The organism is Alkalicoccus halolimnae (assembly GCF_008014775.2).
Classification (GTDB): Bacteria; Bacillota; Bacilli; order Bacillales; family Salisediminibacteriaceae; genus Alkalicoccus; species Alkalicoccus halolimnae.
Genome location: NZ_CP144914.1, coordinates 1491752 through 1506777, shown reverse-complemented (window position 1 = coordinate 1506777; position 15026 = coordinate 1491752). Strand labels below are relative to the sequence as shown.

At 42.2% G+C, this 15026-nt stretch carries 14 protein-coding genes; 2 read left to right on the top strand and 12 right to left on the bottom strand.

What is annotated here, in order from left to right; all coding sequences use genetic code 11:
• Positions 1-74 precede the first annotated feature (74 nt).
• Positions 75-713 carry an NUDIX hydrolase gene (locus FTX54_RS06750; RefSeq protein WP_187254479.1) on the top strand — a complete coding sequence of 213 codons (639 nt, stop codon included), beginning with the start codon at positions 75-77 and terminating at the stop codon, positions 711-713.
• Between the two features lie 152 nt (positions 714-865).
• Here the strand turns inward: FTX54_RS06750 and mtnN are convergent, their stop codons facing one another.
• Entirely contained in the window at positions 866-1567 is a 702-nt protein-coding gene (gene mtnN / locus FTX54_RS06745) for a 5'-methylthioadenosine/S-adenosylhomocysteine nucleosidase (protein WP_147802986.1), read from the bottom strand.
• 300 nt (positions 1568-1867) lie between these two features.
• Between mtnN and FTX54_RS06740 the strand changes: the two genes are divergently transcribed.
• Complete coding sequence (locus FTX54_RS06740) at positions 1868-2077, top strand: DUF2536 family protein (protein ID WP_147802987.1); 210 nt, start codon at positions 1868-1870, stop codon at positions 2075-2077.
• 359 nt (positions 2078-2436) lie between these two features.
• Here the strand turns inward: FTX54_RS06740 and FTX54_RS06735 are convergent, their stop codons facing one another.
• The 11 genes from FTX54_RS06735 to FTX54_RS06685 form a co-directional block, all read right to left on the bottom strand.
• The gene (locus tag FTX54_RS06735) at positions 2437-3204 is read right to left on the bottom strand and encodes a YrrS family protein (protein WP_147802988.1); all 768 of its coding nucleotides are present in this window, start codon (positions 3202-3204) and stop codon (positions 2437-2439) included.
• Positions 3205-3460: 256 nt separating this feature from the next.
• Positions 3461-3931 carry a transcription elongation factor GreA gene (greA, locus tag FTX54_RS06730; RefSeq protein WP_147802989.1) on the bottom strand — a complete coding sequence of 157 codons (471 nt, stop codon included), beginning with the start codon at positions 3929-3931 and terminating at the stop codon, positions 3461-3463.
• 194 nt (positions 3932-4125) lie between these two features.
• Positions 4126-4761: a uridine kinase gene (gene udk, locus FTX54_RS06725; protein WP_147802990.1), complete on the bottom strand. Its 636-nt coding sequence runs from the start codon at positions 4759-4761 to the stop codon at positions 4126-4128.
• Positions 4762-4892: 131 nt separating this feature from the next.
• Entirely contained in the window at positions 4893-5540 is a 648-nt protein-coding gene (locus FTX54_RS06720) for an O-methyltransferase (RefSeq protein ID WP_147802991.1), read from the bottom strand.
• Between the two features lie 101 nt (positions 5541-5641).
• Positions 5642-6769 carry an endolytic transglycosylase MltG gene (mltG, locus tag FTX54_RS06715; protein ID WP_147802992.1) on the bottom strand — a complete coding sequence of 376 codons (1128 nt, stop codon included), beginning with the start codon at positions 6767-6769 and terminating at the stop codon, positions 5642-5644.
• Between the two features lie 847 nt (positions 6770-7616).
• Positions 7617-7916 carry a DUF1292 domain-containing protein gene (locus FTX54_RS06710; protein WP_147802994.1) on the bottom strand — a complete coding sequence of 100 codons (300 nt, stop codon included), beginning with the start codon at positions 7914-7916 and terminating at the stop codon, positions 7617-7619.
• A 19-nt stretch (positions 7917-7935) separates the two neighbouring features.
• Positions 7936-8352 (bottom strand): Holliday junction resolvase RuvX, encoded by a 417-nt coding sequence (ruvX, locus tag FTX54_RS06705; protein WP_147802995.1) that lies wholly within the window; start codon positions 8350-8352, stop codon positions 7936-7938.
• Entirely contained in the window at positions 8352-8615 is a 264-nt protein-coding gene (locus tag FTX54_RS06700; protein WP_147802996.1) for an IreB family regulatory phosphoprotein, read from the bottom strand. The genes ruvX and FTX54_RS06700 overlap by 1 nt, the downstream gene beginning before the upstream one ends.
• Before the next feature lie 85 nt (positions 8616-8700).
• The gene (alaS, locus tag FTX54_RS06695; protein ID WP_147802997.1) at positions 8701-11331 is read right to left on the bottom strand and encodes an alanine--tRNA ligase; all 2631 of its coding nucleotides are present in this window, start codon (positions 11329-11331) and stop codon (positions 8701-8703) included.
• Between the two features lie 401 nt (positions 11332-11732).
• Positions 11733-13994: an ATP-dependent RecD-like DNA helicase gene (locus FTX54_RS06690; RefSeq protein WP_246125571.1), complete on the bottom strand. Its 2262-nt coding sequence runs from the start codon at positions 13992-13994 to the stop codon at positions 11733-11735.
• 18 nt (positions 13995-14012) lie between these two features.
• Complete coding sequence (locus tag FTX54_RS06685; RefSeq protein ID WP_147802999.1) at positions 14013-14684, bottom strand: tetratricopeptide repeat protein; 672 nt, start codon at positions 14682-14684, stop codon at positions 14013-14015.
• Positions 14685-15026 lie beyond the last annotated feature (342 nt).

Genomic DNA, 15026 nt, shown 5'->3' with positions numbered 1-15026 from the left:
AGGGGAAGGAAAGCGACTTATACCGTTGTACATGATACAATATTGTTATGAATATACGGAAAGGAGGGGCCTTTTTGAATCAGCTGTCAAAAGATGTTTATTACTATTTTCAGAGGCGGAAAGCCTCTGTTCTGGATTCCGAAAATTATCGGCGATATTCCATATTCGTCCCTCTTATGAGAATAAACGGCAGTGTCCATGTAATTTTCGAAGTCCGCTCTGATCATGTTCCTCAGCCTGGAGAAATCTGTTTTCCAGGAGGGAAAGTAGATAAAACTGACCTCACTGCTTCTGACGCAGCTGTCAGAGAACTATGTGAAGAGATTGGAGTATCATCTCAATCTGTTTCCATCACAGGTGAACTTGATTATCTGGTAACACCTTCTAAATCCATGATCTTTGCTTATTTAGGAGAAATTGTGGAAGATGAATCATTTCATGTCAATCCTGATGAAGTAAAAGAAATTTTCACAGTACCATTAAAAGATTTGATGAATATTACTCCCCAGGAACATAAGATTAACCTCTCTGTCCAGCCTGAGGAAGGATTTCCATACCATTTAATACCCAATGGTGAAAAATATCCTTGGAGTGCCGGGATCATTCACGAAAAATTTTATCGAATTAACGGATATATTATTTGGGGGCTCACTGCCAGAATTCTCCATCATGCTCTCGAAGAGATAAAAAAAGCAGGATCTTCCTCCTTTTAAAGTGATACTTTATATTTACTGAAATATCCGGTTGGCTAACCCGTGCGGCAGGAGGAAAAAAGGTTGCATAAAAAGTAAAAAGCTTGGGCTGTCATCACATTCGTGTGCTGTCAGCCCTTTTTACTGCTTTAAAAAGGAGTAATATTTTTTATTCAGCCTTTTCTGCGTATATCTTCAAGCATAAGAAGAACCATATTAGCTGAATTAACTGAAGCTGTTTCCAAAAATTGATCGTAAGATATCTTTGCATCCTGTCCTGCTATGTCAGATAATGCTCGAATGATGACAAAAGGGACTTGAAACTGATAACAAACCTGAGCTATCGCTCCTGCTTCCATTTCTGAAGCAAAGGCTGCAGCAAAGTGACTGCGAATTATTGCTTCCTGTTCTTCAGAGCTTATAAAGGAATCTCCTGAAATAACCAATCCCTCTACAGAATGAATGCCAATTTCATCTGCACACTCTTTTGCGCTTGCTATAAGAAATTCATTGGGCTCGTAAAAAGAAGGCATGCGCGGCACCTGCCCGAATTCATAGCCGAATACTGTCGCATCAACATCATTGTACCTGACTTCATTTGATACAACGATATCTCCTACTTGAAGTTCTTTGTGAAATCCCCCTGCTGATCCTGTATTAATAATATAGTCCGGGTAGAAAAGCTGGTTCATCAGTGTTGTACTTATTGCGGCGTTCACTTTGCCAATTCCTGATTTAGCCACTACAACGTTTACGCCACGCAGGCGCCCTTCGAAAAATTCACATCCGGCAAGCAGCGTTTCGGCTACTCCGCTCATTTCCGACTTCAGAAGTTCTACCTCTTCCTCCATCGCTCCAATAATTCCTATACGCATGGTCCCACCCTTTCTATTCTCTACATTGCTTGTACAATTTTAACCCGTTGGAGCAGCTGCAGACAAGTTTAGTTTCACCTCTCCTTTCTGGTTATAAGCTCGCTGCCTTCATCTTTTCATAAACGTTGATTAAGTTCTCTGTTACCGCACCTTCAAAAAAAACCTGATTAAAGTCGAACTTAAATGAAGGCCTTCACAACGCTTTTACAAAATACATAAGACAGCATAGCTGCCTTATGTTGCACTTCCTATTAATAATTCGCTAAAATAGAAAGTAAGAATAAAAGGGGGAACAAAGAAATGATTTTAAAACCTGATGCTATTCATGATAAAGTAGAATTTTTTGAGGCTGCCAGCCTTCAAAAACTGGAGGAAATGATTCAGAAGAAAATTGACATAAACATGGACTTGCTATTGGAAGTTTATAATGTGCAATATCAAATTGTTACAGATCCAAAAACCAATCGTACATATTCTACTGCTTCCGTTCATTTCAAACAAAAACTCTAATCAGTCAAAAAGCTCCGCTGGCATGATCCAGACGGAGCTTTTTACTGTAATTTAATCTATTATCTATTCAATCAAACCAATTTCATAAGTGCTTTTCTCATAATGAATACACGAGTATTTACAGATAATGTACGCTTAAGTTCGGATATAGAAATGAGTGCGGCGAAAGATGATATCTCCCGGAGGATAAAGCGCAGTCTGAAAATCAAATGCAGTGAAGATACTCCGCAAAAACCAGCTGAAGACAAGCCCTCGGGAAAGTCTCCTTCTGAAGCGAAGATCATGTGCTTTAGCCGGTTTTTACTGGACTGACTTCTAATACGAAATTGATTCAATCAGAACATCAATAATTATAACCATTAATAAGGATTGGATTCCAGTCTTTCAACACTAACCGGCTTCCATCCTTCATCTTCCACCCATTCCAGACGAACCTGATAAGGACGATCGCGATCTTCATCTCTATCCCTGACAGTGCCGACTACCGAATACTGATCTCCTCCATTTTCCAGACGATGAACAATTAATTCATCTTCATCCGACGGAAGACCCGTGGCATAACTAATTGCTTCAATCATCTCATTCCAGTTCGTACTTCCACGCTCAAAATCCAGTTGAAAATTATCCTGGGAGGTCCCTATTGGTTCCCATTCACCTTCTTCAGGAACTTCATTTGTTTCAGAGTTCTCTTCGTTCTCTTCCGCTGAGTTATCACTATTCTGATCGTTTCCATTATTTACATTGTTTTGGTTGTTTTGGTTGTTTTCGTTTGCGTTATTTTCATCAGAGCTGTTGTTTTCCGATTCTTCATCAGCTTCCTGGTTTTCTTCATTATTTAAATTTTCACTGCCTTCAGGCCCGGCATTCAGTTCATTTTGTATGCCTTCATTTTCACTGTCGGAAGTTTCCGTATTTAATGAAATGTTGTTATCAACGCTTTCCTCAGACGCATTGTTCTGTGATTCACTTTCTTCAGAAGCTGTGTTGCTGGAACCCCCTCCACTGACTAACAATCCGGTTGATACGACGACAATTAATAGGACTACAAGACCTATAGAAATATTCAAAACCTTATTCATTTTTCGGCTTTTTTTATCGTTGGTACGCTGTGGTATTTTATTACTCAATGTATTATCCTCCTTTACTCTTTCCTGGTTCAACGTACATTATAAGCTATTTTCCTATAAAATTCGACCTGAACCCGGTTTTTAAAATTTATTTTGCTAAATTACATTTTTCAGTACAGCTGAACTTACATAATAATATTTTTATTTCCTGAGTTATTCACAGAAAAAACCGTCATGATTAATACTTCATGACGGTTTTTTCTTATTCAGATGCTTTTCAAGACCTTCATTAACCTAACAATTAGTTTATCAGTCTTTAATATATTTTAATAATTTCTACTTTCATGTCTCCTCCTGGAGTAGCTACCATAACCTGCTCTCCGGGAGCTTTCCCGAACAGGCTTTTCGCCATAGGAGAATCATTAGAAATCTTACCTTCAACAGGATCTGCTTCAGCACGCCCAACAATAGTGTATTCTTCTTCATCGCCATCAGGAAGCTCTTTAATTTTTACGGTTTTTCCTACCTGAACGGTCGATGCGTCAGTATCTTCTTCAATAATTTCTGAATTACGGATCATTGATTCAAGCTGTAAGATACGGCCTTCTACAAAAGCCTGCTCTTCTTTAGCAGAATCATATTCCGAGTTTTCGGAAAGATCACCAAAGCTGCGGGCAATCTTAATTCTTTCGACTACTTCTTTTCTTTTTTCTGTTTTTAAAAGCTCCAGTTCTTTCTCGAGCTTCTGTTTCCCATCTTCCGTCATATAGTGTTTATCTTCTGCCATATCGTTTCTCTCCTTCATCCCATTAAAATCTGCAGGGACCATTTACAAAAGCAAAAAACCTTATAAAGGGTAAGCGCCCGGTACGATCGCATAAGAACGAACGCAGCTGGGCGCTTAAATAACTTTGCTGTTTGAGACTCTGACCTGCTTTCTAAATGTTATTATATAGAAAATTTCCATAAATGCCAAATTTTTTATAACATTGACTTATTTTCTAAAATTGTTTTAATCTTGGTAACCATTAAATCAATTGCTACGTGATTATGGCCCCCTTCAGGAACAATTATATCAGCATATCTTTTTGTAGGTTCAATAAACTGCAGGTGCATAGGCCGGACCACTGATGTGTACTGATCAATGACCGAATCAATCGTCCGGCCTCTCTCGTTAATATCTCTCAGAAGCCTTCTTATTATTCTCATATCCGAATCTGTATCCACAAATAATTTAATATCCATCATGTCCCGCAGTCTGTCATCTTCCAGAATCATTATACCTTCGAGAATAATGACGTCTCTTGCTTCGACGTGGATGACTTCTGAGGATCGCGTGTGATTCGCATAGTCATAGACGGGCTTTTCAACCGGCATCCCCTGAAGTAAGTTTCCAAGATGTTTGATCAGCAGATCATTATCGAAAGCCAGCGGGTGATCGTAATTGGTTTTAAGACGTTCTTCCATAGGCAGATTTGATTGATCCCGATAATATGCATCCTGTTCTATCATTAGGATAGACTTTTCGGGGAACTGTCGGTAAACTTCGTGGGCGACGGTTGTTTTTCCTGAACCGGATCCTCCCGCCACACCGATAATAATAGGTTTATTGTCCATAAACTTAAATCCTTTCACGTCATATTACAAGAGATGGGTGCCGGTGTCAACGAAAGCAGTGTGCTCGTGCACGGAGCTTTCTTGAATAAGCTGCCTGTCTTTTGCTGGATTACATTATTCTATTATCGTTGTTATTTAATCTTTTTTGAAACGAGAAGACCATCCCCTGCAGGGAAAAGATAAGAATGGAAATTTGCGTCCTTCATGATCGTTTCGTTAAATGACCGGATACGTTTAGCTAATGCCTTCATTCGTTTGCTTTCCGGTTCACTTTCTCCGGTTACATACCCTTTGAAAAGGACATTATCAGAATAGATAACACCGCCCGGACGTACCATTGGTTCATAAAACTGAAAAAATTTTTCATACTGACCTTTCGCAGCGTCTATAAATAGACTGTCGAAAGGACCGTTTTCTGCTGCAAGATCCATCTCTTCCAGAGCATCTCCCCGAATAAGCTTAAATCTATCTTTCAATTGAGCTTGAGAGATAAAATGTTCAGCTTTATCTGCTCTTTCTGCTTCCCGTTCTATAGATACAAGCTCTGACCCGGGGTTTTCCTGCAGAATTCGTATACCGGAATAACCTATAGCCGTGCCGATTTCCAGTATCTTTTGAGGGTGTTGAATTTTCAATAATTGGAGCAGAGCTGCCATTCCTTCTTTATCCATGATAGGAATGTTATAAATGGAAGCATAATCTTCCATTTCCTTGATAATTCCGCTGCTCTGAGGAATAAATGACGCTATATACTCGCTCGTTTTTCTTCCTGTTTCCATGTATTCCTGCTCCTTTGCTCAACTGCGCCACAGTTTTAACCGAGACATCGTATCATGAAAAGAAGTGCGGTGTCAAAAGCTTTCCCACCGCACTCTTTCTATTAATCTCTATATTCATTGACAGTTGAATTATGCTGATCAAGAGTTTCGTTAAAATATATTTCCCCTTCCGGTGAGTGATAGAAGTAAAGATAATCATGAGCTTCCGGATCAGCAGCCGCCTTAATGGATTCTATTCCTGGGTTATTGATTGGACCGGCCGGCAGCCCCTCCGTATGATACGTGTTATATGGAGATTCTATTTCTGTATATGCAGTAAGCGTTCTTGCAAAGCGCTCTCCGTGAGCGTAAGATACTGTCGGATCCATTTGTAATCTCATGGGAACTCTTAAACGATTTTCAATTACCCCTGAGATTCCTCTTCTTTCTTCATCCCCCCTGGCTTCTCCTTCAATAATAGAAGCTCTGGAAAGAAGTTCATGAGGCTCGCCCGCTGCTTCAGGGACGGATTCTCTTATTTCCTCATCCATTCTTTCGACCATCGTTTCAATAATAATTCGAGGCTCGAGCTCGTCTTCAGTAAAATCATACCGTGCAGGGAATAAATAGCCTTCAAGCGGCTGCTTAACTTCATCAGCCAGAATGGCTTCTGTCAAAATATCATATTCGTCGATTAACGTTTCTAAGTATTCTTCTTCTCTGGAGAACTCTTGAAGCTCCTGAGCAGAAATGTCTGTCTCATTCTCAATTCTTTCAAAAATCTGTTCTGCCCAGAACCCTTCCGGAATAGTAATGGAGGCAGCATATTCTTCATAGAGAGTGCCTTCCTGAAGTTCTTCAATAATGTCGTCTGCACTCATGGAAGGGGATAGTGCATAATTTCCCGCCTGAAACCCCTCTACATCCTGGAACCGTACGTAATATCTGAATAATGAAGAATTATCGATGACACCTTCTTCTTCCAGCGTATGTGCAATGGAAGAAGTCGTGGAACCGATAGGAATTTCCACTTCCTTAATTTCATCACTGTTTTCGTCAACAGGACCAAGTGCTCCAGCTACATATCGATAGGCACCGAAGCCGACTGCAGCTATAGCTACCAGTAAAACGACTATGGCTGCAAGAACGATTCTGCGTACAATTCCGGCTTCTTTTTTTCTTTCTTCCACTTTTTTCTTATGGGCTTCTTTACGAATTCTCTTTTGTTCTTTTTTTGATAACTCCTCCAATAATGTTCACCCCTTCCCTGTTATTATACAATAATTCTCCTTATTTTTCGCATAATTTCACATTATTGAATAGCGCTCGGCTTCTAATTTCCTAAAATGTAAGTTTTACTTGTCCGGAAAATCTATGTAATGAAGATGAACAGTATTAAAGAGAAGCTATGTGAAAAACTCTTAATGAAATAGCTATGTTAAAGCATCTGTTGTTGATAAATATAGGAAACTTCACTTCAGCTCTGCTGTGAAGGAGATTTCCGGGTGGGCTGCGCCCTGCGGGAAACCTCCTTCTTCCACGGGCCGGTTTCCGCTTCGTTTTGATTTTTCAATACGGGAAGCCCGCTGGTTGAATCAAGAAGGGACCAAGGTAGAAACCAGTGCCAGGGCAGAGACGCCTGCGGAAAAGAAAGCGGGAAGATCCTCCCGGACATAAGGGAAGCCGCAGGCACTCCAAAAACAACATGGAGCTTTAACAGAGACACGCATGCACGATCCCTGCACCATGATGGATGAAAATGACCTTCTCCAGGAATGGTCCTTCCCCTTTATAGAGGTAGAATGAATGATGGTCAAAAAGGGATCTTCTTTATTAGAAGGCAGATCCTGCTCCGTATTTTTACCGGGAGCTGGAGTGGAGATGGAGCGACTCCAGGTCGATGAAGGACGAGCTGAAGATCCATCCCGCCCGACGGAAGGGAGGACGGGATTAGCTGAGGCCGGCCCGCCTGGAAAGCGCCCCCATGGAAACGAAAGCGCACGTCTATCGCTTATCTACTTTATTTTCAAGGCAGCCAATGAAATAAAGAAACCGCCCTCCAGAAGAGGACGGTTCAAAAATAACTCATGTTTCATGCTATTCTTCGGTAAAAGTATTTAACAGTTCTTCAACCATTTCCCATTCTTCTTCTGTTTCTATAGGAAGAAGGGCAATATCTTCCCCTTCTTTATCTTCATAACGAAAAGCATGAACTTCCACTTCCTCTGTCTCTTCATCATCGTTCGACCCTTCAGGCGCCAGAACAATATAAGAAGTACCTGTACTGTCTACGTCAAACGTAAACAATATCTCAAAAAGATGTTCATCCCCGTTTTCATCAGGAATAATAATTCTGTTATCGTCGCCTTCCGGCGGTTTAATATTAATGTCAGACATAATCAACCTCCATGAATAATTAATTTCTGCTGTCCAGATACCCCTGAAGTATCATTACAGCTGCCATTTTATCGATGACTTTTTTTCGTTTTTTACGGCTCACATCCGCGTCCACAAGCATACGTTCAGCTGCCACTGTTGTGAGACGCTCATCCCATAGCTTTACGGGAATGTTTGTTCTTTTGTGAAGGTCTTCAGCAAATGTTTTACAAAATTCGCCGCTCGGTCCGATAGTTCCATTCATATTCTTGGGGAGACCAACGACCACCGTACTGATTTCGTATTCTTTGATCAAGTCCTCCAGGGCCAGAAAGTCCTGTGAAGCATCAGACTCGTGGCGCCGGATGGTTTTTACACCTTGAGCTGTCCACCCGAAAGCATCACTGACAGCGACTCCTATCGTTTTCGTACCTACATCCAGACCTAACACCTTCATCAGGCTTCAGGATCCCTGGAAGACAAATAAGATCGAACAAGCTCTTCAATAATTTCGTCACGCTCAATTTTACGAATAAGCGTTCTCGCATCATTATGGCGTGGAATGTAAGCAGGATCCCCCGATAATAAATAACCAACTATTTGATTAATGGGATTATAGCCTTTTTCTTCGAGAGAAGAATGAACACTTGCCAATACTTCACGGACATGCTGATCCATAGATTCATCATCATTAAAATTAAATTTCATTGTTTTGTCCATTAAACTTCACTCCCTCCCGCATTCGTTAGAATTAGCTGCTACGTCTATTTTAGTATGATTCTCATGGAATGTATACGAAAATGGGTTATTTCTTTACAAGATCCATTACATGAGAGAGGGCTGCATCGACCTTCGATGGGTCTTTCCCGCCAGCTTGAGCCATATCCGGCCGGCCTCCGCCGCCTCCGCCGCAGAATGCGGCCACTTCTTTTACAATCTTTCCGGCATGATGTCCTTCTGCAATTAAATCTTTGGAGACACTTGCTACAATGCTAACTTTTTCACCGTTTACTGCTGCTAAAACCAATATTCCAGATCCGAGCTTTTCTTTTAGGGAATCGGCGAGACTTCTTAAAGCATTCATATCAGCAGCATTAACTTTTTTAGCCAGAACCTTTACCCCGTCAACTTCTGTTGCTTCCTCTAAAAGACTTCCTGCCTGAAGCTGACCGAGTTTTGCTGTTAACGATTCATTCTCTTTATCTTTTTCCTTGAGCTGTTTCTGCAGTTGCAGAACTCTCGAAGGTACTTCTTCAAGACTTGTCTTTAAAAATCCTGCTGTTTCACGAAGTTTATCTACCTGGCCATTCATGAATTCATAAGCTTTTTTCCCTGTAACTGCTTCTATCCGGCGTACTCCTGCTCCGATACCGCCTTCAGATACCAGCTTAAACAGACCTATTTCCGCTGTACTGCGGACGTGACAGCCCCCACAGAGTTCAAGGCTGTAATCACTCATCTGAACGACACGTACGTTGCTGCTGTATTTTTCACCAAACAGAGCCATAGCGCCCATTTCTTTCGCTTTCTCCAAGGAGGTTTCCATAATTTCCACCGGCACAGCTTCCCATATTTTTTCATTGACTATAGTTTCGATCTCTTCCATTTCTTTCTCGGTTACCTGGCCGAAGTGGGAGAAATCAAAACGCAGCCTGCCCGGTTCCACAGACGATCCTGCCTGATTAACATGGTCTCCAAGGACGTCCTTAAGAGCCTGATGAAGAAGGTGGGTGGCAGAATGATTTTTAATAATTGCTTTACGCGTCTTTTCTGCTACAGAAGCGGTGACCTTCTGGCCTTTTTTCAAGGATCCTTTCAGAACGATCACTTCGTGCAGATGCTGGCCGTTAGGAGCTTTCTGAACATCTTCAACGCGCAGTTCGGTACCGGGAGCCGAAACAGTACCAATATCAGCCGTCTGTCCCCCGCTTTCAGCATAAAAAGGCGTTTCCGAAAGCATAATTTTTACCCGGTCTCCTTCAGAGGCCATATCTGTAATGTTTTTATCTTTTACAATGGCTGTCACGTTTGTATCTACAGTCAGTTTATCATATCCAGTAAAAACGGACGGTTCGGAAATTGCTCCCAGTACTTCGTCCTGCTGCTGCATAGAACCGGACTCCTGACGTGCGGAACGAGCACGCGCTCGCTGCTTTTCCATTTCCTTCTCAAAACCGGCACGGTCGGCGCTCAACCCGGCTTCTTCTACATATTCTTCAGTTAAATCGACAGGAAATCCGTACGTATCATAAAGTTTGAATATATCGGTGCCGCTCACCTGATTCTCACCTTTAGATTTAGCATTTTTTATAGTTTTTTGCAGCATCGCTAGTCCATCGTGAAGAGTTTCATGGAATCGTTCTTCTTCATTTTTCATTACTTTTTGAATAAATTCTGATTTTTCTTTTACTTCCGGATAGAAATCCACCATGATCTCACTAACGAAAGGTACAAGTCGGTACATAAACGGTTCTTCTATACCAAGCACTTTCGCATAGCGGACAGCCCGGCGCAGAAGCCTCCGCAGAACATACCCGCGTCCTTCATTAGAAGGAAGTGCTCCATCGGCTACTGCAAAAGTAACGGTCCGTACATGATCGGCTACCACTTTAAAGGCAGTATCTTTTATTTCATCCTGCCCGTATTTCTTCCCTGATACTGCTTCTGTTTCCCGAATAATAGGCAGAAAAAGGTCCGTGTCAAAGTTTGTAGGGGCATCCTGAATAACGGAAACCATTCGTTCAAGTCCCATTCCAGTATCAATATTTTTCTTTGGAAGAGGTGTATAGCTGCCGTCCGGATTATGATTAAACTGTGAAAATACTAAATTCCATATTTCCAGATGACGTTCATTCTCTCCGCCTGGAAACATTTCCGGATCGGTGTCATCAGCCCCGTATTCCGGTCCTCTGTCATAAAAGATTTCTGTATTCGGGCCGCATGGTCCTTCCCCGATATCCCAGAAATTCTCTTCCAGACGAATGATACGGCTTTCCGGAAGACCGATTTCTTCATGCCAGATACGAAAAGCTTCATCGTCTTCAGGATAAATCGTTACAGCAAGTTTATCCGGATCAAATCCGATCCATTTTTTATCAGTAAGAAATTCCCATCCCCAATGAATCGCTTCTTTTTTAAAATATTCACCAATTGAAAAATTCCCAAGCATTTCAAAAAAGGTATGGTGTCTTGCTGTTTTGCCGACATTTTCAATATCATTAGTCCGAATAGACTTCTGGACATTTGCAATTCTCGGATTTTCCGGGATCACTCTTCCGTCAAAGTACTTTTTTAAAGTAGCTACGCCGCTGTTGATCCATAAAAGAGAAGGGTCTTCATATGGCACAAGGGAAGCACTCGGCTCCACCGCGTGACTTTTCTCTTTGAAAAAGTCCAAAAACATTTGTCTCACTTCTGCAGATGTTAACTGTTTCATAGTAAATCCTCCTTATTTAAATATATGAAGGGACTTTCCCTTCCGCCGGTCCGGGAAGGCAGTACCCTTAATGATCGAGTACCCGTCCTTTTCCAGTAAGCTTCCCGCAAAATAAAAAATCCCCTCCCTCAGCTACAGCTAGGGACGAGATTATTCACGCGGTACCACCCTGGTTACAGGTATCTCCTGTCACTCTGGTCTGCACATAACGGGTGCATATCCGGCAGGTTTTTTCTGCACTCAGGAGCAGCTGTCATCACACTTCTTATAAGATTCCTTTCAGCCTGGGGAATCTCTCTCTGCATAAGGGCTGCGAAGACGAATCTCCGTCATCACGATAGGTTATCCGTAAATAATTATAGATAGATTATGCGCCTGTTGTCAAATCCAAAAACCGTTTTTTATTCAGGTGCGTTTTGTTTTAATTTTTCTACGAGGGAAGTGTTTCTTAAAAGCTCCCTGTCCGTCTCCACCGCATATCTCACCGCCTGCCAGTCTCCGCATAAAAGCAGAAACTGACTGGCTCTAGTGATTCCTGTATAAATGAGTTTTCTTCGAAGCATGCGGTAATAGCTTTTCACGACAGGCATAATAACGATAGGAAATTCACTTCCCTGAGATTTGTGGATAGAACAGCAGTAAGCATGGGTGATCTGCGTTAAGTCCTGCTTGGAATAAACAACTTCTGTCCCATCAAAAGAAATTACAATCTGCATCTGTTTATCTGCCGTTTCTTTTTCCGTCAGTATAGCAGCTATCTCTCCACGGTCTCCGTTAAAAACATTATCCTCCGGATTATTCACAAGCTGAAGTACCATATCACCTACCCGGTAAGCGGACTCTCCAAAAATTACTTCTTTTGTTCTTTCTCCTTTTGGATTAAACAGAGCCTGGAGCATTAAGTTGAGACGATTAATACCTGCGTCTCCACGGTACATGGGGGCAAGAACCTGAATATCCCGAGCTGTGTAGCCTTTAGCCAGCGCTCCTCTGCAGATTTTATCGACCGCTTCCAAAACCTTATCAGTCCCGCACGGAAAGAAACGAAGATCATCGCTGGAAGTATCTACTTCCGGAGGCAGAACGCCGCTTTTCACCTGGTGGGAAAAGGTAATAATTCTTGAATGCTCCGACTGCCGGTAAATGTCTGTAAGTCTTACAGTCGGAATCTGGTCCACCTCAAGAAGATCTGTCAGCACCTGTCCTGGTCCGACTGAGGGCAGCTGATCTTCGTCTCCTACAATAAGAACCTGCATATTGGAAGGGACCGCACGAAACAGCTGATTTGCAAGCCACGTGTCCACCATGGACATTTCATCCAGAATGAGCAGACGCCCCTCGAGCGGTGAATCTTCATCTTTTTCGAAAGCTTCATCGCCCATCCCTTTATAACCAAGCAGCCGATGAATCGTAGAAGCCGGCAGCCCGGTTGATTCTGTCATTCTTTTCGCAGCGCGGCCCGTAGGAGCTGCCAGCAGGAAGGGGAATGGTTCTTCCTTTCCCTGATAGTCTTCTTTGCGCAGAGAAAGGCCGTTCAACGACGCAAAAGTTTCGATTACTCCTTGAATAACCGTCGTTTTTCCCGTTCCCGGCCCTCCTGTCAGCAGCATCAGAGGCGCAGATACTGCGGTTTCGATTGCTGTTTTCTGAGAAGGGGCATAGGTAACCTGGAACCTTTCTTCTACCTTCCCTATTGCTTTAAGCAGCTCAGATTCCGGAAATTCAGTGCTCTTTTCCTGATGCATCAGCCTTTTTATGTTTGCAGCTATCCCCTTTTCCGCATAATAAAGTGAAGGAATATACATGATGTTGTTTTCAGCAATAATTTTTTCTTCTTCGCCTAAAATGATAACGAGTTCAGCAATTTTAAGCGGGTCTACTTTCTCCTGGCCGCCATATTCAAGCAGTTCACAGGATTTTTTTACTATATACTGATTTTCTGCATAGACATGCCCTTCATTCAAACACTGTTCATACAATGTGAACATTACTGCAGCTTTAAGGCGGTCGGGATGATCCCCCGTTACTCCCTGCTTTCTGCCTATCTGGTCTGCTTTTATAAAGCCGACTCCTTCTACATCTTCCACCATTTGATAAGGATTGTTTTCAATTATCTGCAATGCTTCGGTCTGGTACGTCTGATAAATCTTTATAGCGAGCCTCAGACCAAAACCATATTCATACAGCTTCATCAGCACTTCTTCAATGCCCTGATCTTCCATCAGCTGTTCGTGTATAATTTCTGCTTTTTCTGAATCCAGCTTCGGTACTTCACCGAGGCGGGCAGGATTGGAAAGTATGAGGGAAATTGCTTCAGTACCGAATGTGTCCACGATGAGCTCAGCTGTTTTTCTGCCTATCCCCGGAAAGCGGTCGCTGGAAAAATATAGAACAAGCCCCTGCTTTGTATCCGGCATTTCTTTATTGTATGTATCAAATTTAAACTGCTTTCCAAACCGTGGATGATCGGTCATTTTTCCGTGGAATAAATAAGTCGTATCTTTTTCCGGTTTCGCCATGAGGCCGACGACCACCGTTTCTTTTTCTTTCATCTCTTCTGAAGATTTCACTACTTTTAATTTGGCCACAGTATAGAGAGAATCTTCCTGATGATAAATCAGGTGAAGCAGCTCTCCTTTAATATACGGCTGTTCTTCCTCCACCTGATTCACCTCCAGTTTTTACTCTTCTATATTTCCAGAGAGGATTTTTTCCATCTGCTTTTTTCCGTTAGCACTAAGTGCGTGCTCCGGCTGGATTTCCAATGCTTTATCGAACATAACCAGTGCTTTTTCAGCATCCTCTTTGTACGCATATCCGACTCCAAGGTTAAAGTAACAGTCGGCGTGCTCTGGTTCCAGCTTTAAAACGGCATGGAACTGCTTCATTGCTTCCTCAATTTCTTCAGCCTGAGCCAGGGCCAGGCCATAGTGAAACCGGGCATCGGTATCTTCCGGATTTAATTCAGCTGCCCGCGAAAGATGCGGAAGTGACCGCATAAAGTCTCCGATCTGATAAAAACTCATACCAAGCATATAATAAACATCTGCCTGAATGAGCCCCTGAGCAACTGCTTCCTGGTAGGAATCAACAGCCTTTTTAAACTCTTCTTGGTTATACAGAATATTACCGAGACCATAGTGGGCCGTTCCCATCGTTGAGTCGAGTTCGACAGCTTTACTGTAAAATACTATCGCCCTGTCTTCTTCACCTACTGCCGCAAGCAGGTTCCCAAAATTAGTAAAAGCCACAGCATCTTCCGGATTTTCCTCAATAGCATCATTTAATATTTTTGCCGCTTCTTCTATATTTCCGTCCTGCATCTGTTTTACAGCTTCCGCGTTACGGTCCATAGTAAAAACTCCTTCAGTGAATTAATCTTGTCAGGCTGTCTTGAAAATAAAACATCTATATTTGTTGAACTTAATAATTAGTCTCCGCTTCTGTAACCAGCCGCTTTCGTTTCCATGAATACGGAAAAAGTTTTCTTTTTCTGGCTTGCACAAAAACAATGCGAAGACCAGACCTTGAAGTAGGAAGTCGTAAAATTCCGCAGAACGTATGTCCAAGAGCTCCATAGCTTATCTATTTGCCGGATCCAGCGAAGTTCTCTGTAATTATCAACAAACGATACTTTAACTACGCTTGATACAGCGCAGTCAAAGGACCTCTTTACTGGTTCTGTTCCCCGACGG